Source organism: Clostridium sp., assembly GCF_051278035.1.
Lineage (GTDB): Bacteria > Bacillota > Clostridia > Clostridiales > Clostridiaceae > Clostridium_AD.
In genome coordinates, this window is record NZ_JBNMNU010000045.1 from 1 (window position 1) to 26985 (window position 26985).

25 protein-coding genes are annotated in these 26985 nt (G+C 31.3%); all 25 read left to right on the forward strand.

The window, feature by feature from the left end; all coding sequences use genetic code 11:
* Positions 1–1432, forward strand: a 1432-nt coding sequence (locus ACJAX4_RS08750) for a lipopolysaccharide biosynthesis protein (protein WP_435789078.1), incomplete at its 5' end; no start/stop codon positions are given.
* Positions 1433–1467: 35 nt separating this feature from the next.
* Positions 1468–2784, forward strand: coding sequence for a nucleotide sugar dehydrogenase (locus tag ACJAX4_RS08755; protein WP_435789102.1), 1317 nt, complete (start codon positions 1468–1470; stop codon positions 2782–2784).
* Between the two features lie 85 nt (positions 2785–2869).
* Entirely contained in the window at positions 2870–3958 is a 1089-nt protein-coding gene (locus ACJAX4_RS08760; protein ID WP_435789079.1) for a Gfo/Idh/MocA family protein, read from the forward strand.
* 34 nt (positions 3959–3992) lie between these two features.
* On the forward strand, positions 3993–4733 hold the full coding sequence (locus ACJAX4_RS08765) for an acyltransferase (RefSeq protein ID WP_435789080.1): 741 nt from the start codon (positions 3993–3995) through the stop codon (positions 4731–4733).
* Between the two features lie 23 nt (positions 4734–4756).
* Entirely contained in the window at positions 4757–5872 is a 1116-nt protein-coding gene (locus ACJAX4_RS08770) for a DegT/DnrJ/EryC1/StrS family aminotransferase (RefSeq protein WP_435789081.1), read from the forward strand.
* Positions 5851–6684, forward strand: coding sequence for a LicD family protein (locus tag ACJAX4_RS08775; RefSeq protein ID WP_435789082.1), 834 nt, complete (start codon positions 5851–5853; stop codon positions 6682–6684). The genes ACJAX4_RS08770 and ACJAX4_RS08775 overlap by 22 nt, the downstream gene beginning before the upstream one ends.
* Before the next feature lie 47 nt (positions 6685–6731).
* Complete coding sequence (locus tag ACJAX4_RS08780) at positions 6732–8096, forward strand: Gfo/Idh/MocA family oxidoreductase (RefSeq protein ID WP_435789083.1); 1365 nt, start codon at positions 6732–6734, stop codon at positions 8094–8096.
* A gap of 121 nt (positions 8097–8217) precedes the next feature.
* Positions 8218–10065, forward strand: coding sequence for a polysaccharide biosynthesis protein (locus ACJAX4_RS08785; protein WP_435789084.1), 1848 nt, complete (start codon positions 8218–8220; stop codon positions 10063–10065).
* Positions 10066–10081: 16 nt separating this feature from the next.
* Positions 10082–10666, forward strand: a complete 585-nt coding sequence (locus ACJAX4_RS08790; RefSeq protein WP_435789085.1) for a sugar transferase — start codon at positions 10082–10084, stop codon at positions 10664–10666.
* A gap of 17 nt (positions 10667–10683) precedes the next feature.
* Positions 10684–11478, forward strand: coding sequence for an NAD-dependent epimerase/dehydratase family protein (locus tag ACJAX4_RS08795; RefSeq protein WP_435789086.1), 795 nt, complete (start codon positions 10684–10686; stop codon positions 11476–11478).
* Between the two features lie 29 nt (positions 11479–11507).
* A complete protein-coding gene (locus tag ACJAX4_RS08800; protein ID WP_435789087.1) occupies positions 11508–12335 on the forward strand; it encodes a glycosyltransferase in 828 nt (275 codons plus the stop codon).
* Positions 12336–12375: 40 nt separating this feature from the next.
* Positions 12376–13533 carry a polysialyltransferase family glycosyltransferase gene (locus tag ACJAX4_RS08805; protein WP_435789088.1) on the forward strand — a complete coding sequence of 386 codons (1158 nt, stop codon included), beginning with the start codon at positions 12376–12378 and terminating at the stop codon, positions 13531–13533.
* 35 nt (positions 13534–13568) lie between these two features.
* The gene (locus ACJAX4_RS08810) at positions 13569–14756 is read left to right on the forward strand and encodes a hypothetical protein (protein ID WP_435789089.1); all 1188 of its coding nucleotides are present in this window, start codon (positions 13569–13571) and stop codon (positions 14754–14756) included.
* A gap of 12 nt (positions 14757–14768) precedes the next feature.
* On the forward strand, positions 14769–15812 hold the full coding sequence (gene neuB, locus ACJAX4_RS08815) for an N-acetylneuraminate synthase (RefSeq protein WP_435789090.1): 1044 nt from the start codon (positions 14769–14771) through the stop codon (positions 15810–15812).
* 46 nt (positions 15813–15858) lie between these two features.
* A complete protein-coding gene (gene neuC / locus ACJAX4_RS08820) occupies positions 15859–17007 on the forward strand; it encodes a UDP-N-acetylglucosamine 2-epimerase (protein ID WP_435789091.1) in 1149 nt (382 codons plus the stop codon).
* A gap of 27 nt (positions 17008–17034) precedes the next feature.
* The gene (locus ACJAX4_RS08825; protein WP_435789092.1) at positions 17035–17682 is read left to right on the forward strand and encodes an acetyltransferase; all 648 of its coding nucleotides are present in this window, start codon (positions 17035–17037) and stop codon (positions 17680–17682) included.
* A 4-nt stretch (positions 17683–17686) separates the two neighbouring features.
* Positions 17687–18754 carry a nucleotidyltransferase family protein gene (locus tag ACJAX4_RS08830; protein WP_435789093.1) on the forward strand — a complete coding sequence of 356 codons (1068 nt, stop codon included), beginning with the start codon at positions 17687–17689 and terminating at the stop codon, positions 18752–18754.
* Positions 18755–18759: 5 nt separating this feature from the next.
* On the forward strand, positions 18760–19752 hold the full coding sequence (locus tag ACJAX4_RS08835) for an NAD-dependent 4,6-dehydratase LegB (RefSeq protein ID WP_435789094.1): 993 nt from the start codon (positions 18760–18762) through the stop codon (positions 19750–19752).
* 43 nt (positions 19753–19795) lie between these two features.
* On the forward strand, positions 19796–20899 hold the full coding sequence (locus ACJAX4_RS08840; RefSeq protein ID WP_435789095.1) for a LegC family aminotransferase: 1104 nt from the start codon (positions 19796–19798) through the stop codon (positions 20897–20899).
* 17 nt (positions 20900–20916) lie between these two features.
* Positions 20917–22323, forward strand: a complete 1407-nt coding sequence (locus ACJAX4_RS08845) for an oligosaccharide flippase family protein (protein ID WP_435789096.1) — start codon at positions 20917–20919, stop codon at positions 22321–22323.
* Positions 22324–22367: 44 nt separating this feature from the next.
* Positions 22368–23354, forward strand: coding sequence for a Gfo/Idh/MocA family protein (locus ACJAX4_RS08850; protein ID WP_435789097.1), 987 nt, complete (start codon positions 22368–22370; stop codon positions 23352–23354).
* Positions 23351–24304, forward strand: coding sequence for a Gfo/Idh/MocA family protein (locus ACJAX4_RS08855; RefSeq protein WP_435789098.1), 954 nt, complete (start codon positions 23351–23353; stop codon positions 24302–24304). Before ACJAX4_RS08850 ends, ACJAX4_RS08855 begins: the two co-directional genes overlap by 4 nt.
* A complete protein-coding gene (locus ACJAX4_RS08860) occupies positions 24276–25043 on the forward strand; it encodes an acylneuraminate cytidylyltransferase family protein (RefSeq protein ID WP_435789099.1) in 768 nt (255 codons plus the stop codon). The genes ACJAX4_RS08855 and ACJAX4_RS08860 overlap by 29 nt, the downstream gene beginning before the upstream one ends.
* An 11-nt stretch (positions 25044–25054) precedes the next feature.
* On the forward strand, positions 25055–25720 hold the full coding sequence (locus ACJAX4_RS08865; protein ID WP_435789100.1) for a transferase: 666 nt from the start codon (positions 25055–25057) through the stop codon (positions 25718–25720).
* Positions 25721–26738: 1018 nt separating this feature from the next.
* The coding region (locus ACJAX4_RS08870) for a cell wall-binding repeat-containing protein (RefSeq protein WP_435789101.1) at positions 26739–26985 on the forward strand (247 nt) is incomplete at its 3' end.

Here is a 26985-nt window from a genome sequence, read left to right on the forward strand (position 1 = left end):
AAGGGAAGTGAATTGCATGGAACAAAATTCAAAAAAATTTATGAAAAATTTAGTTGGGTTTTCAATTGGGCCTATAGTTGCTGCTATTTTATCCTTTATCATAGTGCCTATTACAACTTATTTGGTCTCACCTGATGATTTTGGTAAAGCTGCTATGTACACTATGGGTTATACTGTAAGTTCATTATTTATTTTTTTAGGATTAGACCAAGCTTTTGTAAGAGAGTATAATGAACATGAGGATAAGAACAACTTATTTTGGAATTCATTAATTTTTCCATTGTTGTTTTCTTTATTACTGGCTCTTATTTTTATAGTCTTTTATAAACCAATATCACTTATTATGTTTGGTAGCATTGAGAAATATGTAGTAGTTATATTAGCATTATCATTACCTTTTGCAATAATAAATAGATTTAGTATGCTTGTATTAAGAATGGAAGAAAAAGCTAAAACATATTCATATCTAAATATTTTAAATAAAGTATTAAGCATAATAATATTAATCCCTTATTTAATATTTATTGATAAAAGTTTTAAAGGAATCATAATCGCTACTTTTTTAAATTTGGTTTTAATTTCTATGATAGAGTCTTATTATGTAAGACATATTTGGAAATTTAAATTTAAGTTTAATAAAAAGCTACTTAGCAAACTATTTAAATTTGGAATACCCCTAGTGCCAGCTACCGTAATTGGTTGGGTTTTCACTTCTATGGATAGAATATCTTTAAGGCAATGGTCATCATTTGATGAAATTGGAATATACTCAGCTGCATTTAAAATAGTGGCGGTTTTAGGAATTCTGCAACAGGCATTTTGTACATCCTGGGTTCCAACAGCACTAAAATGGCATAAAGAAAAGGTTTCAAACGATAAATTTGTACAGGTTAGTGAAATTATTTTAGCTGTAATGGTTATGCTATTTTCATTTATTATACTCTTTAAAGATGTAATAATAAAATTGCTTTCATCAAATTACAGCAGTGCAGCAAACAGTGTTCCATTCCTTTTATTGTTTCCCATTATGTATACAATATCTGAAACCACAACATTGGGTATTACTTTTTCTAGAAAAACTTATTATAATATAGTAATATCACTAGTAGCAGCTATAGTTAATTATTTAGGTAATTATATATTAGTACCAAAACTTGGAGCAACTGGAGCATCAATATCAACAGGAATTTCATACATAGTATTTTTTTGGATGAGAACACTAATATCAAGAAGACTATGGTTTAAATTTGATTTGAAATTGTATGCAAGTAATACAGTCTTAATGGTACTCCTGGCATCATTTAGCATAACAATTAACAGTATACTAGTTAATTTACTTATTATTTTACTTATAATAGGTGTAAATAGAGTTTCAATTTTAAAAATAATAAAAACAGCAAGAGCATTAATACATAGCAAATTTGGCAAATAAATAAGTACAGAAGATTTAAAGGAGGATAAATGAAAATGGTTCAATATAAAGATGAATTATTACTAAAACTAAAAAATAGAACGGCTAAACTTGGTGTAGTTGGACTTGGTTATGTGGGGCTTCCACTAGCTGTAGAAAAGGCTAAAGTGGGGTATGATGTAATAGGTTTTGATGTGCAAGATAAGAAGGTTAGAATGATAAATGATGGAGTTAATTATATTAGTGACATTGAGAGTTCAGATTTAGAAAGACTCGTTCAAGAAGGAAAACTAAAGGCCACTACAGATTTTAGTTTTGTTAAGGATGTTGATACAGTTTGCATAGCAGTTCCTACGCCACTAGATTTATACAAGCAACCAGATCTATCATATGTAGTTGATTCAACTAGAAGTGTAGCTAAGTATCTACATAAAGGGATGCTGGTAGTACTTGAAAGTACGACATACCCTGGAACAACGGAGGAAGTACTAAGACCAATACTTGAGGAAACAGGTCTTAAATGTGGAGTAGACTTTTTCTTAGCCTTTTCACCAGAGCGAATTGATCCAGGAAATAAAGTGTTTAACACAAAAAATACTCCAAAGGTAGTTGGAGGATGTACGAAAGATTGTACTGAAGTAGCAGGAATGCTATACAGAAGTGTGCTTGAGGGTGATATATTAGAAGTCTCTTCCCCAGCAGTTGCCGAAATGGAAAAAATACTTGAAAATACTTTTAGAAACGTTAATATAGCACTAGCTAATGAAATGGCTATTTTGTGTAAAAGGATGAATATTGATGTATGGGAAGTAATAGATGCAGCGGCAACTAAACCTTATGGATTTATGCCTTTCTACCCAGGCCCAGGACTTGGCGGACACTGTATACCTCTTGACCCATTCTACTTAGAGTGGAAAGCAAAAGAGTATGATTATCATACCAAATTAATAGAAGCTTCAGGTATAATTAATGACTACATGCCTGAATTTGTCTTGGAAAATGTTATGAAGCTTTTAAATAGTCAGAAAAAGGCACTTAATGGAGCAATAGTTCTTCTTATGGGTGCGGCTTATAAGAAAGATATAGATGATATGAGAGAATCACCAACATTAAAAGTCATTGATCAATTAGAAAAAAATGGTGCTGACATAATAATAAATGATCCGTTTATAAAATCATTCATGCACAAGGGAAAAGAATATGCATCCGTAATTTGGGAAGATGAAATAAAGAATGCAGATATAGTAATAATAACTACGAACCATACTTGTTATGATTATGAAAGAATTGTGGCAGAAGCTACATTGCTATATGATACTAGAAATGCAACTAAGCATGTCATTAACAACAGAGAAAAAATAAATAAGCTTTAAAAAAAATATGGCATGCAAGCATTGTAAATTAATTTAGAATATTGCATGCCAATATTTTAGTGAATTATTACTAGGAGGAATTTATATGAAAAAAATAAAAATTGCAATTATAGGATGTGGAAGAATATCTTACAAACACGTGGAGGCTATAACTCAAAATGCAGCAGAAATTGAGCTGACAGCGGTTTGTGATGTGTTAGAAGCTAATGCTAATGCTAAAAGAGATGAGTACATAAAAGCAGTTTCCGAAAAAGCCTCTGTAAAAGTTTATACTGATTATAAGGAAATGCTTGAGAAAACTGATATTGATATGGTCTCTATAGCTACAGAGAGTGGATTCCATGCAGAAATAGCTATAGATTGTATGAATAGTGGAAAGCATGTAATTGTTGAAAAACCAATGGCCTTATCTACTAAGGATGCAGATAGAATGATCCAGTGTGCAACAAAAAACAATGTGAAGCTTTGTGTTAGTCACCAAAATAGATTTAATGAGCCAATACAAAAGCTAAGATCTGCTATCGATTCAAATAGATTTTCTAAATTAATAAATGGAACAGCAAGAATCCTTTGGAATAGAAATATGGGATACTACGAGCAGGCACCTTGGAGAGGGACATGGAAACAAGATGGTGGTACCCTAATGAATCAATGTATACATAATATTGATTTGTTACAATGGATGATGGGTGGAGAAATAGATACTGTTTATGCACAGTGTGGTACTTTTCTTCGAGATATAGAAGCTGAGGATTTTGGAGCAATACTCATAAGATTTAAAAATGGATCTATAGGTATAGTTGAAGGATCTGCTTGTGTATATCCTAAAAATTTAGAAGAAACATTAAGTATCTTTGGTGAAACGGGTACAGTTTGTATAGGTGGACTTGCGGTTAATTCCATAGAAACTTGGAAATTTAAAGATAATGTGGAAACTGAAGAGGCGATAGTAACAGAGCAGAAGGGAGACCCAGATTCTGTATATGGTTCAGGACATACTCCATTATTTAAGGATATGATAGATGCTGTAAACATGGATAGACAGCCTCTAATAAATGGAGAAGAAGGTAAAAAAGGTTTGTCGATTATACTTGCAGCTTACAAATCAAGACTTACAGGACTTCCAGTTAAATTCCCTATGGGAGATTTCTCAACACTTGAGATGATGAAATAGGTACAGAAATATTATATGAAAAGGGGTTGTTTTCATGAATTATGTTTCAGAGAAAAGCAAATTGGATACAAATATAACTATAGGTCATTTTGTAGTAATAGAAGACGAGGTAGTTATAGGAAACAATTGTGCTATAGGAAGTAATGTAGTTATCCATGTAGGAACTGTTATAGGAGACAATGTTAGAATTGATGATAATACGGTAATAGGTAAACAGCCTATGAGGTCCGTAAACAGTATATTCAAAAGTGAAGATAAATTGCTTCCAGCTAAAATAAGTGACGGTTGTCTTATAGGTGCAGGGGTAATAATTTATTGCGGATGCGAAATTGGAGAGAAAACACTTATCGCGGACACTGCTGTAATCAGAGAAAATGTAACGGTAGGCTCAAAAACAATTATTGGTCGTGGAACTACAATTGAGAATTTCTGCAAGGTTGGATCTAATTGTAAAATACAGACTAATGTATATTTAACTGCTTATTCAGAAGTAGAGGATTATGTTTTCATTGCACCTTGCGTTGTAACCTCTAATGATAATTATGCAGCAAGGTCAAAAGAAAGATTTGGAAAATTCAAAGGCGTAATTATAAAAAAAGGTGGTAGAATTGGAGCAGGAGCAGTTATACTGCCTGGAAAAACAATATACGAAGATGCATTAGTTGCAGCAGGTAGCGTAGTTACAAAGGACGTGATGGCGGGTAAGATTGTAGTTGGAAGTCCAGCAAAAATAATGCGTGATGTACCACTGGAACAACTTCTTAAAAATCAATAATAATGAGAAAAGGAGCATATTAAATGGAAGTGAAATTTTTTACAACTAAGCGTGAATATCATGAAAAAAAGGCTGAATTTGATGAAGCGGTTTTAGCAGTAATGGAAAAGGGCAATTTTATTCTTGGTGAAGAAGTTAGAGAGTTAGAACAGTCTGTAGAAGCCTTTACTGGAGCTAAACATGCTATTGGAGTGGCATCTGGAAGTGATGCACTAACTATTACATCAGATATTCTGGGATTTAAAGAGGGCAAAGAGGTTATTACATCGCCATTTACTTTTTTTGCATCAGTGTCATGCATTACTAGAAATGGTGCAAAACCAGTTTTTGTTGATATTGATGAGGATACCTTTAATATTAATGCAGAAGGTATTGAAGATAAAATTACAGAAAACACAATAGGAATCTTGCCAGTACATTTATTTTCACAAATGTCAGATATGGATAAAATCATGGAAGTTGCGCAGAAGCATGATTTAAAAGTATTAGAAGATGCTGCAGAGGCTTATGGTATGAGATGGACAGGAAAAGGCGGAGATTCAAGACATTCAGGTACTATTGGTGATTTTGGAATTTTTTCATTCTTTCCAACGAAAACACTAGGGGCTTACGGAGATGCTGGAATGATAGTAACTAATGATGAAAAACTATATGAGCGAGCAAAGTCATACAGGGTACATGGCGCAACAAAAAAATACCATCATGAATATGTAGGTTACAATTCAAGACTGGATACCATGCAAGCAGCAATACTTCTAGTGAAAATGAAATATATTCAAGAAGCCATCGAAAAAAGAGATATAATTGCAAAATGGTATGATGAAGGGTTGGAAAATTTAGAATCTATAAAAATACCAAAAGTAAAGTTTAATCAGGAGCCTGTATTTTATGTGTACAATATTTTATCAGAAAAAAGAGATAAACTCGCGGCTTATTTAAAGGAAAATGGAATTCAAACCAGTATCTACTATCCTCGTCCACTGCATATGCAAGAATGTTTTGCGGAACTTGGATACAAGAGTGGTGATTTTCCAGTAGCTGAAAAAATTAGTGGGCAAATTTTAGCATTACCTATTTACCCTGAAATTACAAAAGATGAAGTGAATTATGTGTGTGAATGCATAAAAAACTTTATATGATTTACGGTGAGGAATTAAAATTAGTTCAAACAATTGAAGTGGATATATTAAAGGAAATTATTAGAGTATGTAGCAAAAGGGATATTGAGTATTTTATAGTTGGTGGAACTGCATTAGGTGCAGTTCGTCACGAAGGATTTATTCCTTGGGATGATGATATAGACATTGGTATGACGAGGGTCAATTACAATAAATTCTTAGATATTGCAAAAGATGAGTTGAGTGAGGAGTTTTTCTTGCAAACGGTTTTTACAGACTCCGAATCACCATTTCATTTTGCGAAAGTTAGAAAAAATGGAACGAAATTTATAGAGTATTATTGTAGAAATCTTGATATAAACCAAGGTGTATTTGTGGATGTATTTCCTTATGACAATATTCCTGATGATCCTCATTTAAAAAAATTGCAATACATAAAAACAGCAATATTATCTAACTTGTTTGTATCTAAAACCGTGAAAGAGCTAAGTACAGAAGTTGCTTCAAAAAAAGATTATATTAAAAATATAACAAGGCATTCTCTTTACTATCTATTAAAACCTATACCTAAAAAAACACTTTATAAAATGCTGGACAAAGAAATACAAAAGTATAATGCTATAGATACATCATCAAAATGTTATGTTAAGACACCTGCACTCCTAATTAAAAATGAGTTTTTATATCCATTAAAAAACATAAAATTTGAAGATATAATGGTCAGTGCTCCAAGGGATTGTCATTCATATTTATCATCACAATATGGTGATTACATGAAACTGCCGCCAGAAGAAAAAAGGCATGGACATAAACCTTATATTCTAGAAGTGTAGATAAAAACAAAATCAGATAATTTGAAAAAGCGAAGGAGGAGAAGTCAATGAAGAAAGTAATAACATACGGAACTTATGATCTTTTTCATGAAGGACATTTTAAATTACTTGAAAGGGCAAAAAAGTTAGGGGATTACTTAATTGTAGGAATTACTACTGAGAATTACGATGATAGCCGTGGAAAACTAAATGTCCAAGAGGGGCTTATGAAGCGTATAGAAAATATTAAGGCTTCGGGCCTTGCTGATGAAGTAATAATTGAAGAATATGAAGGTCAAAAGGTTAATGATGTACTTAAATACGATGTAGATATTTTTGCAATAGGCTCGGATTGGATAGGCAAATTTGATTATTTAAAAGAATATTGTGAAGTGGTTTATTTAGAGAGAACAAAAGGAGTATCAAGCACGCAGCTTAGAGCTAATAACAATGGTATACTTAAACTTGGAGTTGTAGGATATGGAAGAATAGCAACTAGATTTATTAAAGAATCAAAATTTGTTAGTGGTGTAAATGTTGAAGGTGTATTTGGACTAAACGAGGAATCTCTTAAAGAGTTTGTGTGTAAACAAGAACTTAATTTTTACTCTTTAAATTATGATGAATTTCTTGACAAGGTAGATGCTATTTATATAGCCGCGCCGCATCTAACGCATTATGAATATGCAAAAAAAGCGCTTACCAGGGGCATAAATGTTTTATGCGAAAAACCTATGTTTTTATCTAAAGAACAGTCAGTAGAATTGTACAAATTAGCGGAAAATAATGAATGTGTACTTATTGAGGCAATAAAAACTGCTTATTCACCAGGGTTTATAAGACTTATAAGTGTTGCTAAAAGTGGACTTATAGGTGAGATTAAAAACATAGATGCTACATTTACTAAACTAGTGGAAAATAATATACCAGGAAAAAACACGCGAGAACTAGATGTTAATGCTGCAGGCGGAAGTGTAACTGAACTTGCATCATATCCATTACTTGCAATAATTAAACTTTTAGGTGAAAATATTGAAGAGCTTGGATTTTACTCTTACTACGATAGTGAAAAATGTATTGATTTATTTACAAAAATCAATCTAAAGTATAAAAGTGCAATTGCAACAGCTAAAGTAGGGCTTGGGGTGAAATCAGAAGGTGATTTAGTTATCTCAGGAACTAAAGGGTATATATATGTACCATCGCCTTGGTGGAAAACAGAATATTTTGAAGTGCGATTTGAAAATTCTAATGATAATAAGAAATACTTTTATAAATTTGAAGGTGATGGGCTGCGGTATGAACTTGCTGAATTTGTATCTATGATAACACTTAAAAACAAGCACACATATAAATTAACGCCATTTGAATCTATTTCAATTAGTAATGTGATTGAACAGTTTAGACTAGGAAATAACATAAGTACCATCTAGGAAATATAATTATCTAAAATTTTTGTGAATGTGATAGATTAATTAAATTTTGTCTAAATATTATGATATACTAAATTGTATATTTAATGGGTATTACCAATTATAACAAAAGGAGATTAGTATGAAGAATTTAGGAATATGGAAAAAACCGATGTTAATACTAAGTGATGCAATACTAATTAACTTAGCATATATTTTAGCACTGTTTTTTAGATATAATTATAAAAATTTTAAGTTCTATTCAAATGATTACACCAAAATAGCTTTGATTGTGACGGTTATATATATAATTTGTTTTTATATCTTTAAACTTTACGAAAGTCTTTGGAGTTACGCAAGTATAGATGAATTTATGTTGGCTATTGGGGGGTGTCTTACGGGCACTATAGCAACAATTATTTTTATTAACTTATCAAGCCATAGATTCACCTATGGCGTAAGTATATTAGCTTGTGCTTTTAGTATTATTTTTATACTTGGTTTTAGAATGTCATTTAGAGTTTACGGTAGATATGAGGGCGTCTTAAATTCTAATATAAATAAAAATGATAGAAAGAGAGTAATGATAATTGGTGCAGGGAAAGCTGCAGCGATGGTTATAAAAGAAATGAAAAGCAGTAGCATGAGTAAATATAGACCTGTAGCTGTCATTGATGAAGCGGGTTATAAAAAAGGAAACAATATTATGGGGGTAAAGGTTCTTGGAAGTAGGGAAGATATACCCGCCATTGCAAAAGAAAAGCAGATAGAAACCATACTTATAGCTATTCCAACAATAGATGAGGCTGATAAAAAACTTATTTTAGAAATATGTAAAGCAACACATTGCAAGATAGAAATAATTCCCAACATGAATGATATAATAGACGGAAAGGTTTCATTAAATCAAATTAGAACAGTTGATATTGATGATCTACTTGGACGTAAAACAATAACACTCGACATGGAAGGGATAGCAAGTTACATTCACGATAAAACCATTTTAGTTACAGGTGGTGGAGGCTCAATTGGGTCTGAACTATGTCGTCAAATCATAAAATTTGATCCGAAAAAATTAATTATTTTTGATATATATGAAAATAACGCTTACGATTTACAAATGGAACTGCAGTATAAATATCCAAAACTTAATTTAGAAGTTTTGATTGGTTCTGCTCGTGACAAGCTAAGGGTTGAGGATATATTTGAGACATACGCGCCTAATATAATTTTCCATGCAGCGGCACATAAACATGTTCCATTAATGGAAGAAAGCCCTATGGAGGCAATAAAAAACAATGTATTTGGAACTTTTAATGTAGCAGAGTGTGCACATAAGTATAATGCAGAGCGGTTTGTAATGATATCCACAGACAAAGCAGTAAACCCAACTAATGTTATGGGCGCTACTAAGAGAATGTGTGAAATGATTATACAGTCTATGGATAAAATAAGTGAAACTCGTTTTGTAGCAGTTAGATTTGGAAATGTCCTTGGAAGCAATGGATCTGTTATTCCGCTATTTAAAAAGCAAATAGCCCATGGTGGACCAGTTACACTTACGAGTAAAGATATAACTAGATTCTTTATGACAATACCTGAAGCATCACAATTAGTGCTTCAAGCAGGAGCATACGCTCGTGGTGGAGAAATTTTTGTACTAGATATGGGGAAACCTGTTAGGATATATGATTTAGCTTGGGATTTAATAAGACTTTCAGGATTCATTCCAAATGAGGATATTAAAATAGAGATTACTGGTCTTCGTCCGGGTGAAAAACTTTATGAAGAGCTGCTAATGAGTGAGGAAGGACTCACTAATACCAAACATGAAAAGATTTTTGTTGGCAAACCTACTTTTACCGATATAGATGTTATGAAAAAGAGAATGAGTGAACTTAGATGTATGATTGAAAAAGATGATGTAAATCTACTAATTAAGAAAATAGAAGAAATAGTTCCAACATACAATAGAAGTGTAGCCGAGTAAGATTAGGAGTGATATTATGGGAAGGTTTATAGATGTTCTAATTAGCTTATTAGTACTAATGCTTCTAGCGCCACTGTTTTTAGTTATAGGCGTATTAATAAAGTTAAATTCTAAAGGACCGGTATTTTTTGTTCAGATAAGAATAGGTAGAAATAATGAGTTATTTAGATTCTATAAATTTAGGACAATGAAAATTGGAACACCGAATGTAGCAACTGATAAACTAAATGATTCAAAAAAATATGTAACTACAATTGGAAAATTCTTAAGGAAAAGCAGTCTTGATGAACTCCCTCAGTTTATTAATACACTTAAAGGGGATATGACTTTCGTAGGGCCAAGACCTGCACTATATAATCAGTACGAACTTAAGGAAATGAGAACTGCTGCAGGAGTTCACTTATTACTTCCAGGGCTTACTGGGTGGGCCCAAATTAATGGGAGAGATACCAATGACGATTTTAGAAAGACAGAATGTGACGTATATTATTTAAATAATAAATCATTTTCACTTAATATAAAAATATTATTCAAAACAGTATTTAAAGTTTTAAAAGCAGAGGGAATTGTAGATAATGAAGTTAAAAAAACCTCTAAGTAGCGTTGAAGGAGAAATAAATGAAAAATATTTTAATCACAGGTAAGAACAGCTATATTGGAAAAAGCTTAGAAAAACATCTGAGTAAAAGTTTAGATAAATATAACATAGATTTTATTTCTCTTCGAAATGATGAGTGGCAAGATATTGACTTTTCAAAGTATGATGTTCTTTTTCATGCGGCTGCTGTGGTTCATAAGAAAGAAAAACCTGAGATGGAGAGCTTGTATATTAAAGTGAATAGAGATTTATCTATAGAAGTAGCTGAAAAGGCTAAAAATGAAGGGGTAAAGCAATTTATTTTTATTAGTACAATGTCCGTTTATGGGACAGATGGTGAGATTGGTAAGGACATTGTAATAGGGGCTACTACTGAAACTAATCCGAAAACTTATTATGGAAAAAGTAAACTTTCAGCGGAGATTGAACTTAATAAGTTAAATAATGATAAATTCAAGGTTCTAGTATTAAGACCTCCAATGATTTATGGACCTAACTGTACAGGTAATTATGCAAGGCTAGAAAAGTTTGCTTTAAAATCTCCAGTATTCCCTATGGTTAAAAATCAGCGAAGTATGCTAAGCATTGATAACTTATGTGAATATATTAAAGGCTATATAGATGAGGAGAAAAGTGGATTATTTCTTCCGCAAGATGATTTGTATGCGAATACCAGTTTACTTGTAAAAAAAATCGCAGAGGATAATAGACGAAGGATGCATTTATCCAAAACGCTTGGGTTTATAGTTAAACTTGCTGGCAATAAAGCTCGCATACTAAAGAAAATTTTTGGAAATTTGGTTTATGAAAAATAAATTATATTTTATTGAAATCGAGGTATAAGATGAAAGAGTTAAAATATTCAGTACTAATGTCCGTTTATTACAAAGAAAATCCAAGTTATTTTAGGGATAGTATAAAAAGTATGCTAGAGCAATCGGTTAAACCTGATGAAATCATAATTGTTGCAGATGGTAAGTTAACACCTGAACTTGACGCTGTCTTTGAAGAGTTTAAGGACAATTCGGTTATAAAGGTTATTCGACTTAAAGTAAATAGTGGACTTGGCGAGGCTCTAAGTATAGGTATAAAAGAATGTAGAAATGAATTGATTGCGCGTATGGATACAGATGATTTATCAGATGCATATAGGTGTGAAAAGCAGTTACAGTGTTTTTACAAGAACAAAAGGCTTAGCGTTGTTGGAACAGCGGTGTCAGAGTTTATAGATGACCCAGATATTAGAGTCGCTTATAAAGGAGTCAAAACGGGTGATAAAGATATTAAAAATCAAATGAAATACAGGAATGCTTTTAACCACCCTTCAGTTATGTTTAAAAAAAGTGAGGTGTTACAAGCTGGTTCTTATGAGCAGTGGTTTTTAAATGAAGATTATTATTTATGGATAAGGATGATGGAGCAAAGCGCTATATTTGAAAATATTGATGAGCCATTACTGAAAATGCGAATAACAAATGATACATATCTGCGTCGAGGTGGATGGAAATATTTTGTTACTCAAAAGAAACTGTATGATTATATGTTGAGTAACCATTTGATTAATGTATTTGAATATAGCTTCAATAATTCTATTAGATTCGTTACGCGCCTTTTAATACCAAACAAACTCAGGAAAATCTTGTATTTGAATATACTTAGAAAAAAAGCATAAGGTGAACACTGCTTTATGATTATAGGGAAAGGGTGATTTTATGACTTTTATTTTCATAGTATTTAGGCCATTTCATGTGATATCCGCATACAACGTTATTAAGTTAATTAAAAGTAGTTACCCAGAGGCGAAATGTATAGGATACATATCAAATGCTACAGATGAATTTTGGGATGAACTTTTTGATTACGATAAAATATTTGATGAAAAATATTATTCTGTTAATTTATTTTTAGATAAGAACAAAGGAAACATTGCTAATGTTTTGAAGAATAATTATAAAATTAAAGAGAATATTAATAAACTATATTTAACTAACCCACAAATTGATGGAATAATAACCTATAGTGATAGATGGAAGATTTTTCAGAAAATAGCACTTAAATATAAAAGTACAAATAACAATAACATAGTTATGGACGAGGGAACTGCGCTATATTGTAAAAATAAAGCCGCGGACTCCTCGAATATAAAAAAATTGCTTAGAAGAGTTGTATACGGATGGGAATTTGATAGCTGCTCTATGGGTGAAAACAAAATAACTACAAAAATATATGCGAACTATCCGGAAAAAGTATATGCCAAATCTAAAAATAAATATCTAATGCCAAAACTCGATTATTCCAAAATAGTAGATTCCATAAAAATTAAAGTGCCAAAAATAAACTCTAATAATAAAAAATGTCTTTATATATCTAGTCCAACATTTTTTTTGAATAGCGCTGATACAGAAACTTCAATTAAAGGTACTATGAAACTATTTAAAGTATTATCAGAAAGCGGTATAGAAATTTATTTTAAAATGCATCCGGCCAATGAAACTATAGAGGATATACAGATTTACTTAGATGAATTTAAGAATATAAAAGTTATAGAAGATAAGTCAGTACCAGTAGAGCTTTTATGTGGTGAGAATAATTTCGATTATATTATAAGTCCATTATCCTCTGCACTTTTAAACCTTGCTAGTTTTGATTTTAATTGTATTAGTTTACCTTATTTTGCAACTAAATTTCTAGAATATAAGGATATATTAGAGCTATTTAAAGCAAATGGAATAGTGGTTGCAATGAACGAGGCAGAGATGATTTCTACTATAAATAAGCAAGAAAACATTATGGAAAATAATAAAACTAATAATTTACAGCAACAGTTAAATATTGATAATTCGGAGTTCTTAAGTTCGCTTATGAAGTGATGACATTAAAAAATACTATATAAGGATGATGATCTATGAAAAGCGAAATTTTTGACCTTGATTATTTACGTACTAAAAAAGAAATTTTCTATTGGGTTCATTTTATATTGTTTGTTATGACAAAATTAAATATCTTTGTATCTAATTATGTAAGAGTACCAATACTATTTATGTATTTAGTTGGAGCATTTATAGTAATTATTAAAAATTCTGAATTTATAAATTCTAAACTCCAAAATTCTAAAATTAAAATAGTGTTGCTGTTTGGTTTTTATATGATATTTAATGCAGTAATTATGAAACTTTTAAATGTATATGTTATATACTGGGTGGTAACTTTTGTTTTTATAAAGGAACTCAAGTTTAGTAAAAATGAGATTTTGTCCTTAATTAATAAAACAGCAATTGTATACTTTATAATTTCTATTTTACTAAATTATACTCCGCTAAAAACACTATCTTGGTATGAAGTAAGGCAAATACGAAGCAGATTTTTACCTTTTGCACATAGGTTCATAGGAGTTAGTAGTACACCGGCAGGACCAGATATATTTTATCTAATAGTTCTAATAAGTAACTTAATTCTAAACAAAGGCAAAAGTAAGTATTTCTATATGATCTTAGGCTTTGTAGTCGTGATTTGGGCTGCAAGTTTATCTCCTTTTATGAGTCTTTTCGGAGCTATTATTATATTACCTTTTACTAAAAACAAGGTAATAAAAATCATATACGGCAGTTTGTTATGGTTATATCAATTCATAATTATGATTGCCTATGCTTTTGGGGAAGAGGGGCTCAGGCATATATTAAACATTCTAAGTACTACGAGATCAATGATCTGGTACCACTTATATCTTAATTTTTTGGAAAATTCTTCTTTTACTCAATTCCTTTTTGGAAGACGCGAACTTGTTGAGTTTTGGCATTTCCTAAAGCTTATTAATAATCCACATAACTTTAGTTTAATTGTTATACAATTTGCGGGAATACTAGGATATAGTATCATTATTATTTTTGCAACATTTAATTTTCAGAAATTACAGGATAAATATATAATTTTCATGATATCACTTTTAATGATTTATTCTTCAACAAATACGTACATATTTACAATTAGGGGTAATCCTATTTTCATTTACATATTAATAGCTTATTTATTTTCTAGAAATGAATCTAAAGCAGAAGCTAAAATAGAGTCTAAAGCAGAAGCTAAAATGCAATAAAGGAGTGTATCTATGTTTAAGGTAGGAAATAAAGTTATAGGTGATGGTAATCCAGCTTTTATAATAGCTGAGGCTGGAGTTAATCATAACGGAGACACAAATATAGCGAAGAAGCTTATAGATGAAGCTGTACTTGCTGGAGTTGACGCAATAAAATTTCAGACTTTTAAAACTGAAAAGATAGTTACTGGTTATGCAGAGATGGCTAGTTATCAAAAGCAAAATATAGGGAGCGCTGACTCTCAGTTTAATATGTTAAAGAAACTTGAACTTTCATATGAAAACTTCACAGAATTAAAGCAGTACTGCGTTCAAAAGGGGATTATGTTTTTATCTACACCATTTGATTTTGAAAGCGCTGATTTTTTAGAATCCATTGGAATGGATGCGTTTAAGATTAGTTCGGGAGATTTAACTAATATACCACTTTTAGAACATATAGCAAAATTTCATAAACCTATAATTTTATCATCGGGCATGGCAACACTCTCAGATATTGAAGATGCAATAAACGCCATTTACCTTTTGGAAAATAAACAGGTAGCGGTGCTTCATTGCACTTCGAATTACCCAGCGAAGTTACAAAATGTAAACTTAAAGGCTATGAGTACAATAAAAAGTGCTTTCAAAGTTATATCAGGGTATTCTGACCACACGGTGGGGATAACTATACCTATAGCTGCGGCTTCAATGGGCGCAAATATAATTGAAAAACATTTTACAATAGATAAAACTATGGAGGGTCCAGATCATAAAGCATCTCTTTGTCCACTAGAACTTAGTGAAATGGTTCGCGTTATTAGAGATGTAGAAATGGCTTTTGGATCAGGAATTAAAAGATATAATATAAGCGAAGAGGATACCATGAAGGCAGCAAGAAAAAGCATAGTGGCATCTAGAGATATAAAAAAAGGTGAGAGTATAGAGTTTGTGGACTTAGATTATAAAAGGCCAGGAACCGGACTCTCGCCTAAATTCTACAATGATATCGTTGGCAGAAAATCCAGCAGAGATATAAAAGTCGATGAACAGATAACCACAAATATGGTGGAATAAAAATAATTTAAATTATTTGTTTTGATATAGAATAGGAGAAGTAAATATGAAAAGAAAAATAGCGGTAATAACAGGTACAAGAGCAGATTATGGGATATTTTATCATGTTCTTAAAGAAATAGAAAAAAATGATGCGCTAGAACTTAAGCTTATTGTTTGTGGAATGCATTTATGTCCTGAATTTGGAATGACTATAAATGAAATAGAAAAAGACGGTTTTCCTATTTCGGATAAGTTTGAAACTATATTAGCCGCGGATACAGGGTCTGCAATGGCGAAATCTATAGGACTTTCAATTATAAGTATGGCTCAAAGCTTTGAGAGAATAAATCCTGATGTAGTATTAATACTTGGAGATAGAGGAGAAATGATGGCAGCAGCCACTGCAGCTATACATATGAATATTCCTGTGGCTCATATACACGGAGGGGAAGTAACTGGAACAGTAGATGAATCAATAAGACACGCTGTAACTAAACTTTCTCATATCCATTTTCCAGCAAATGAGGACAGCAAACAAAGAATACTTAAATTAGGTGAGAGTGAAAAAAATGTTTACGTGGTAGGAGCACCAGGTCTTGATTTTATTAAAAAAACAAAATACTTGTCAAGAAGTGAAATGTTAGAGAAATTTGACCTTAAAGATGATAAAATATTTTTATTAACTCAGCACCCTGTAACTACAGAGCGTGATATGGTGGAGTGGCAAATAAGAGAAACTCTAGACGCAGTTGTAGAACTAGGCAAACAAACAATAGTTTCTTATCCTAACAGTGATAATGGAGGTCGAGAAATTATAAAAGTTATTGAGCAGTATAGAGCCAAGTACCCATTCTTAAAGGTATTTAAAAATCTAACTCAAGTAGAATATTTAAGCTTCTTAGAAATATCAGATGTAATGATAGGAAATTCATCTTCAGGGATAATTGAAGCTCCAAGTTTTAAACTTCCAGTTGTTAATATAGGTTCAAGGCAAGGAACAAGGCTAAGAGCCTGCAATATAATAGACGTACCTGAGGGTAAAGAAGCAGTAAAAGCAGGAATAGAAAAAGCATTATATGACGAGGATTTTAAAAAGAAGTTAGAAAGCTGCACAAATCCTTATGGTGATGGCAATGCAAGTTCTAAAATAGCAAAAATCTTAAGTGAGATAAAGATAGATAGAGAACTTATACAAAAAATAATTACTTATTAAAACGCAGCACAAAGTTGAGGTGATATTATGGAAAAAATTATACTTGTAGGTGCAGGTGGACATTGTAAGGTTATTATAGACATTATAAAAAGTGCTCGTAAATATGATATTGTGGGTGTAACGGACAAAGCTTATGTTTTAGGGCAAGACGAATTTGTCTTAGATATCCCAATAATAGGTGATGACAATGTTTTAGAAGAATTATATAAATTTGGCGTGAAAAATGCATTTGTATGTATTGGGGCGCTACAAAACATCAAAATTCGAGATAAAATCTATAATAAATTAAAAGATATAGGCTTTAATATACCAGTCCTTATACACAAGAGTGCAATAGTATCAAAGCACGCCGAAATTTTGGATGGAACCTGCGTAATGCCTGGAGCCATAATTAATCCAGGTACTCTTATAGAAGAAAACTGTATAATAAACACAGGCTCAATAATTGAACATGACTGCAAGGTGCAAAGGAATACTCATGTTTCACCAGGTGCCTGCATAGCTGGTGGTGTAAGCACAGGCTTTAACACCCATATAGGTATGGGAAGCACTATAATTCAGGGGTTGCATATAGGGAACAATGTGGTTATAGGTGCTGGAGCTGTTGTTATAGAAAATATAGTAGATAACGCAACTGCTGTAGGAGTTCCATCAAAAATTATAAAGTTGGGGTGATAATATGAGATTTTCAATTGATAATTATTGTATAGGATCAAATTCCACAATAAAAGAAGCCATGCAGGTTATAGGTAAAGACTTAACTGGTGCAGCGCTTGTTGTAAATGATCAAAATGAACTCGTTGGAACCATAACAGATGGCGATATAAGACGTGCTATGCTTAAAGATTATAGTATAAACGATAATATAGATAAAGCATATTGTAAGGACTTTAAATTTGTTACAGAGAAATGTAGTAAAGAGAAAGCAAAAGCTTATATGCTTAAAAACAAAATAAGGCAAGTACCTGTTGTTAGTAGCGATAAAAAACTGGTAGACCTATATTTTATGGATGACGTGTTAGCATTTGATGTAAAGGATAATTATGTTTTCATATTAGCGGGAGGTCTTGGAACTAGGTTAAGACCACTAACAGAAACGGTTCCAAAACCTATGCTAAGAATTGGAGACAAACCGATACTAGAGCTTATAATAGAACAATTTAAAGAATATGGGTTTAAAAACTTTATTATTTCTATTAACTATAAAGGAGAAATAATAGAGGAATACTTTAAAGATGGAAATAAATTTGATGTGAATATAGAATATATAAAAGAAACTAAAAAACTTGGTACAGCAGGCTCTATATTCTTTGCAAAAGAAAAACTTACGAAGCCCTTTATAGTTATAAATGGAGATATTTTAACAGGAATTGATTTCGAAAAGTTTTTATATCATCATATTGAAAACAATTTCAATATAACAGTAGGTGTTAGGGATTATGAAATGAATGTTCCTTATGGAGTAGTAGTTACTGATAATATGGTTATACAATCACTAGAAGAGAAGCCTACATATAATTTTCATATAAGTGGTGGAGTTTACGCCGTTAATCCTGATATTATAAAATACATAGTGAAAGACGAAGTCTATAATATGACTGATTTAATAGATGATGCAATTAGTAATAAATATACCACAGGTATATATGAGATATCAGAGTATTGGAAGGATATAGGCCAAATTGAAGACTACAGAAAAGCAAACGTTGATATACATAAGTTTTTTAAAGTAAAAGAAAAGGAGTAGATGAAATGAACTTACAAGGTAAAAAAGTTTTAATTACAGGGGCAGAAGGTTTTATAGGAAGTCATCTAACAGAAAGATTAGTGGAACTTGGAGCAGATGTTACCGCGCTTTCTCAATATAATTCTTTTAACAATTGGGGATGGATTGATACTTTTGATAAGAAAACTCTAGATAGTATAAAAGTTGTCACGGGAGATATAAGAGAGTATGATGGAATGAAAAGAATTGTAAAAGGGCAAGAAGTAGTATTTCACCTTGCGGCGCTTATAGCTATTCCTTATTCTTACCTCTCACCTATGGCTTATGTAAGAACAAATGTGGAAGGTACTACTAATGTTTTAGAAGCCTGCAGAGAGTATGGGGTAGAAAAGATCGTACATACATCTACAAGTGAAACTTATGGCACAGCACTTTATGTGCCTATAGATGAAAAACACCCAATGCAAGGACAGTCTCCCTATTCTGCATCAAAAATAGGAGCAGACAAGATGGCAGAGAGTTATCAAAAGAGCTTTAACATGCCTATAGCTACTATTAGACCATTTAATACATATGGACCAAGACAATCGGCAAGAGCTGTAATTCCTACGATAATATCGCAGATACTTGCAGGGAAAAGAGAAATTAAGCTTGGAAGCTTAACACCAACTAGAGATTTTAATTATGTAAAAGACACTGCCGAGGCTTTCATAAAAATAGCAGAAAGTGAAAAAACTATTGGCCAGGTTATAAATTCTGGTTCAAACTATGAGATAACAATAGGAGATACAGTTAAAAAAATTATAAGCATAATAGGAAAAGATGTAAAAATCCTTTGCGATGATGAAAGATTAAGACCCGAAAACAGTGAAGTAAATAGATTATGGGCTGATAACACTAAATTAAAAGAATTAACAGGCTGGAAGCCAAATTACAATATTGATGAGGGCCTTAAAGAAACAGTAGACTGGATAAAAAACAATATGCAATATTTTAAAACAGACATATACAATGTTTAACCAAAGAATAGTATTTAATAAAAAATAACGGGAGGGTTTTATTATGATACCTTTATGTATACCAGAAATCAGAGGTAATGAGTGGAAATATGTTAAAGACTGTATAGATACTAATTGGGTATCTTCAGTAGGAAGTTATGTTAATTTGTTTGAAGAGAAATTTGGTGAGTATGTAGGCAGTAAAAGTGCTGTAGTTACAATGAATGGAACCGCAGCTCTTCAATTAGCATTAATGACCCTAAATATAGGTGCAGGAGATGAGGTTATAGTGCCATCATTAACATTTATATCTCCAATAAACACTATAAAATACGTAGGTGCAGAGCCTGTATTTGTAGACGTATGTAGAGATACCTTTGTTATGGATGCAGAGAAGTTAGAAGCAATGATAACGCCTAAAACAAAGGCTATAATGCCAGTACATATTTATGGTCATCCTGTAGATATGGATAGGGTGATGGAAATAGCAAAACAACATAACCTATATGTTATAGAAGATGCTACAGAATCATTAGGATCTAAATACAAAGGTAAAATGGCTGGAACAATAGGTGATATGGGCTGTTATAGCTTTAACGGAAATAAGCTTATAACTACTGGGGCAGGCGGAATGTTTGTAACCAATAATTCGAAGCACGGAGACAGAGCAAAATTTCTATCTACTCAAACTAAAGTAGTTACTGATAATAAAGCTTTTTATCACCCAGAGGTAGGCTATAATTTTAGAATGCCAAATCTTCTTGCTGCTTTTGGAGTAGCTCAACTTGAAAATATCGAACAATATTTAAAGATTAAAAAGCAGAATGCAACTGAGTACAATAAATTATTAGCGGAAGTTCGCGGAATTACATTACCAGCAGAAAAAGAAAACGTAGAAAATTGTTTTTGGCTTTACTCTATCTTAGTTGAGGATGAGTATGGTATTTCTCGTGATGAGCTTATAAAAATATTAAATGAACAAAAAATAGAAGCAAGACCGTTCTTTATGCCTATACACGATATGCCTCCATACAAGGCGAACAAACATGGAGATTTAAGTATTACAAAAGAGCTTTACGCGCGAGGAATAAATCTTCCAAGTTCAGTTGGACTTAAAAGTGAAGACATAAAAATGGTATGTGAACTTATAAAAAACTCCAAGAAATAACTTAGCGGGAGATAAAAATGAATATAGATTTTCTAAAAAATTTGTATAAAAGCAGACTAGTGAAAAGTGGAATTTGGTTTACTATAGGAACATTTTGCATTCAAGGTATAAATTTTTTAACGGTTCCAATTCTTACAAGATTACTATCGCCAAGTGATTTTGGAATGGTAGGGATATACACTATTTACGTTACGATTTTAACTTCCATTATTAGTTTGGGACTTGAATCTGCAGTTTCTACAGGTAAATTTGACTTTAAAGAGGATTTTGATGGGTTTTTATCCTCTATACTTTTTCTTTCAACAATTCCACTATTTATTGGACTCATAATTGCGCTGACTTTCAAACAATACATCGCAGGTAAATTGGGTATAAATCCAGGGTTAATAAATTTATTGGTTTTCCAAAGCTTTTTTACTTTTGTTCTTCATTTTGCAACTACGAAATACTCAGTTCAATATAAGTATAAGAAATTCTTGATTATTTCAATTACAAGTACGGTATTAAATGTATTACTATCTATTGCCTGGATACAAAACTTAAATGTGGACAGATACTATGGAAGAATATATGGTTCAGCATCTATTGCCATAATTTATGGCGTAGTGTTATATGCCATATTTATATTAAAAGGTAAAAAACTAATAAATTTAAAGTATTGGAAGTATGCATTGGGGATTTCGGTTCCCTTGGTATTTCATATATTATCTCAGATAATTTTAACATCTGCTGATACTATAATGATAAGTAAAATGATAGGAAAAAGTGCAGCGGGTATCTATAACTTCTCGTATAAGATTGGTATGATTTTAAGTATTGTATGGGCCGCTTCAAATAAGGCGTGGGTTCCGTGGTTTTTTGGAAAGATGAAAGATGAAAACTATGAAGAGATTACAAATAAGGTAAGGTATTATATAATTGTATTTTCACTAATAGCATTTATGTTAATATTTATTTCGCCAGAAGTTTCAAGACTTATGGGAACTAAGGAATACTTAGAAGGAATACAAATGGTACCAATTATTATGATAGGGTATTATTTTGTTTTCTTATATAGCATTCCAGTAAATTTAGAGTTTTACACGAAAAATACTAAATACATAGCCCTTGGAACAGTAATGGCAGCGGGAGCTAATATAGGACTTAATTATATTTTAATTCCTAAATTCGGGTATACCGCAGCGGCCTTTACCACTGTAATATCTTATTTTTTACTATTCCTTTATCATTATATAATTGCACTAAAAGTATCTGATCTAAGGATATTTAACATTATTGATTTTTTGTATGGGATATTGTTTATAGCTTTATCTAGTGTAATCTTTTATTTCACCAGAGATATATGGGTTATAAGATATACTATAATTGTTTTACTTGTGGTTATAGGGATATTTATTTTAAAGAAAAAGGTTATCAAAGTCTAAAGAAGAGTTTCTTAGATTTCAAAGAAACCAAAGGAGATTTAACAATGAAATTTTTAGTTGTGGGTTCAGGTTCTATGGGGAAAAGAAGAATTAGATTACTTAGTGAGAATTATAGTGATATTACACTGATCTGCGTAGATTTGAGCTCTGACAGATGTACTGAAATTAAAGAACTGTTTAATATAAAAACATATACCAATATAGATGAAGCAATAGAAATAGAAAAGCCAGATGCAGCACTAATTTGCACATCACCAATATATCATAGTAAAATAATCTTAAATTGCCTTAAAAAGAATTTAAGTGTATTTACTGAAATAAATTTAATCTCAGATGATTATGATGAAATTATAAAAACAGCAAAAGATAAAAATCTAAAGTTATTTTTATCATCAACTTTCTTATATCGAAATGAGATAAAATATATAATAAACGAAGTTTGTAATAGTGGTAAATTAGCCTACACATATCATGTAGGACAGTATCTTCCAGATTGGCATCCATGGGAAAGTTATAAGGAGTTCTTTGTAGCAGATAAAAGGACAAATGGCTGCAGAGAACTTATGGCTATAGAGCTGCCTTGGATAGTGAAAGCTTTTGGAGATATTAAAAACGTTCAAGTTATCAAAAGTAATATAACTAATTTAAAACTAGGATACTATGATAATTATATGATAATGCTCCAGCATGAAAATGGTAACGTTGGTTCACTTAATGTGGATATTGCTTCAAGAAGTGCAACAAGAAGTCTAGAAGTATATAATGAAGAGATTCATATTAAATGGGAGGGAACTCCTGAAACGTTATACGATTATAATTTAGATGATAAAGATTTTGAAAAAATTAATACATATGAATTAATTAAGAGAAATAATCAATATGTTAGTAATATTATAGAAAATGCTTACTTAAGTGAAATTACTACTTTTATAAATTACATAAGTGGCGCGGAAAATAATATTATGCACACCTTTGAGGATGATTATAAAATCATAAAGGTTATTGATTTGATTGAACGGTTAGAGCAATGAAGATTTTATTTGTAGGTCTAGGTTCCATAGGAAAAAGACATTTGAATAATGTGAAAAATTATCTTTATGGTAATAAAATTGAGGTCGTGATTCACTGTCTTAAATCGAATAATAGTAGTAGTATAAATGAAGATATAAATAAGACCTTATACTCTTTTGATGATATAGATAATGATTATGATTGCATTTTTATAACAAACCCAACACATATGCATTATGACACTCTAGAAAGAGTTATAAACAAAGGGAGATATTTTTTCTTAGAAAAACCTGCTTTTGATAGTTATAAATATGACATTAGTTTTATTTCTAAGGAATTATCCAAAAGGATATATGTAGCAGCGCCCCTTAGATATACTCCTGTGTTTAATGAAATAAAAAATAGTATTAAAGATGAGAAAATACATAGTTTAAGATCAATCTGTTCTACATATTTACCTGATTGGAGGCCAAGTGTGGATTATAGAGAAGTATATAGTGCACATAAGGATCAAGGTGGGGGGGTATCCATTGATTGTATTCATGAGCTTGACTATATAACTAATTTAGTTGGATTTCCAGAAAAAATATATAATCTTCAAGATAAAGTATCAAGTCTAGAAGTTGATTGTGAGGATATCTCAATATATGTTGCAAGAACTAATAATGTATTTATTGAACTTCATTTAGATTACTTTGGAGTGAGAGCCAGAAGAGAAGTAGAACTAATTACTGAAAGTGGTATAATCCGCGGAGATTTTATAAACAAAACTGTATATAACTCTACAAGTGAAAGTAAAACAGCGTTTGAGTATGATGCGAATTATATGTATGTAAAAGAAATAGAGTATTTTTTCCGAAATGTTTGTAGTCATAAGGAAAATTGGAATGATATATACGAGTCGATAAAGCTACTTAAAATTATAAAGGAGTCTGAACAAAATGAATATACTAATAACCATTTGTGGTAGAGCAGGATCTAAAGGGGTTAAGAATAAAAACTTTAGAGACTTTTTAGGAATACCACTTATCAATTATACTTTAGCTGCAGCTAACTTATTTAAAAAAAGAAATCCAAATTACAATATAGATATAAGTATCAATACTGATAGTCATGATCTATTAAATATGCTTAGTGAAAATAAGGATGTTGTATGTATTAAAAGGCCAGAGGAACTCGCTACAGACAATTCACCAAAGGTACCAGTAATAAGATATTCACTTAACTACTCAGAAGAAAAATTTAATAAAACATATGATTATGTTATAGATTTGGATATAACATCTCCACTACGAAAATCAGAGGACATAGAAAATGCATTAAATAAAGTTATAGCAAATGCGCAAACAGACGTTGTATTTTCAGCAGTACATTCAAGAAGAAATCCATATTTTAATATGGTAGAGAAGAGAGATGGCAAAATACAAAAAATAATAGCTTCAAACTTTGTTGCAAGGCAAGAGGCACCACAAGTTTATGATATGAATGCTTCAATTTACTGTTATAGACGAAATAGTTTACTAAATGTTTTGAAAAATACTCCTCTTGACGGAAACTATGATATTACAATAATGAAAGATACTGCAGTACTCGACATAGATTCAGAAGAAGACCATGCACTAATGCAAATACTTGCGCAGCACTTTTTTAAAAGTGAATTTGCGGAGTTATACGAATATACTAAGGCATATAGTGATACTTCAATATAGGCGGTGATATCATGGAGATGGAAATTAGTAAAGAAGAATTAATAGTCCATGTTAACAGGCAATTATCAAATAATTTTGGGAATTGCGGGGATATTGGATGTTTTATAGATATAGCGCTTGAGAGAGCTGAAAAATGTTTCGAGGCTACCAAAAACAAATATTATCATAAAAAGGATAAGGGTGAACCTTACTTTTCTCCTTACCATTCAGGGCAGTATTCAATTTTTTTATACTACCTTGCAAACACCATATGTAAAAGTGGTGACACTTCAAATCTAGCATCTAAAATTTACTATCTTAATAAAATTATGCATTCAGTTGATTGGTATTATGAAATAGAACTTCCAGGGTACTTTGGGCTTGAGCATCCTATGGCAAGTGTCCTTGGCAGAGCCATATATAGCGATGGATTTTTCTTTTACCAAGGTTGTACTGTAGGAGGTAATAAAGGAAAGTATCCTCAGATGGGCAAGAATGTTATTCTTTATTCTAATGTTACTGTTCTTGGGGATACCCAAATAGGAGAAAACGTAGTAATATCAACTGGGTCTACTGTTAAGGATGAGAGCATTCCAGATAACTCCTTAGTATTTGGATCTTCACCAAATCTTATTATTAAACAGAAGGACGAGGAGTATATTAGAAAAATCATATCTAATTTTTGGGTGAAGTACTAGGTGAATTTTAATTTAGGGCACTATATATTTAATTGTAGTGCCCTTTATAATGTTATTGCTTCATATATAAGTGTTATAAAACATTCTAATTAATTGGAATATTTTATAGGATTACTAATATACTTATAAAGGGTTTAAATTGCAATGAGATAAAAGTTTGTGGTCCAAGAATTGAATACAAAAATACTGCATAAATTGGATTAAACTGTAGCTACAATCGCTATATAAGGGTAATATGTAAAAATAAATAAAATAATATAAAGAATTATAAAATTACTTGAAATTTAAACATAAGTGGTATATAATTCATATATCATGAAAAATGCGTTAATCGTATAGGCCTATAACAAATTCTTAGTAATTTGTGTAAAGGTGATAAAAACCTCTATATAATTAGAACATATTACAAAAACATCGAATTTTTTAATTACTATACTACTTTAAAGCTGGATATATTGGGTTTATAGTAATAATAATTCTGCAGGAGGTGTAACTAAGGATTAATAAAATATTTTTAGAATTCACATATGTGTATATGATGTAAATATAAAATTATATTAACGTCAGTGCATTGAAAAATCCAAAGAAAAATGTTAAAATTATGGACAGGCTTTATCCATAGAGAGATGTATAACTCTTCTAGAAAATATTCTGTTCTAAACATTACAGTTTTCATCTGGTAGTAAGATTAAAAATTGTACGCGATCCCTTTAATGTGAGATTATTTATTTTTATTTATAATTTATTTAAATAAAAAATTTTTTTCATAAAATTAAAGGATTATTATACTAAATGTAGAACATATTACATTAGAATTAAAAATAGCATTAAAGGTGGTGGTCCCGAGAGTAGAAACATACGATTAACTTGCTTAATTTTCAATAGGTGCATTGATTTATATGGGTACTAAGTAAAAATGATATTAGAAAATCATAAAATCCGATGCCACTTGAAATTAATTATAAGGTTCATTAACTAAGTAGCTTTAAAATAAAAATTAGAAGGAGGACATAAAATTATGTCTAAAAGAACAACGAAATTATTAGCTTCATCATTATCAGTAGCCTTAGTGGCTTCAATGGTAACATTACCAAGTGTGGCTTCAGCAGCTACATCTACAAAACTTGCAGGACTTAATAGATACGAAACATCCCTAGAAATCGTACAAGCTGGATGGGAAAAAGATTCATCAGAAAACGTAATAATCGCATCAGGAGAAAACGGAAACATGGCAGATTCTCTTGCCGCAGCACCTTTAGCTTACA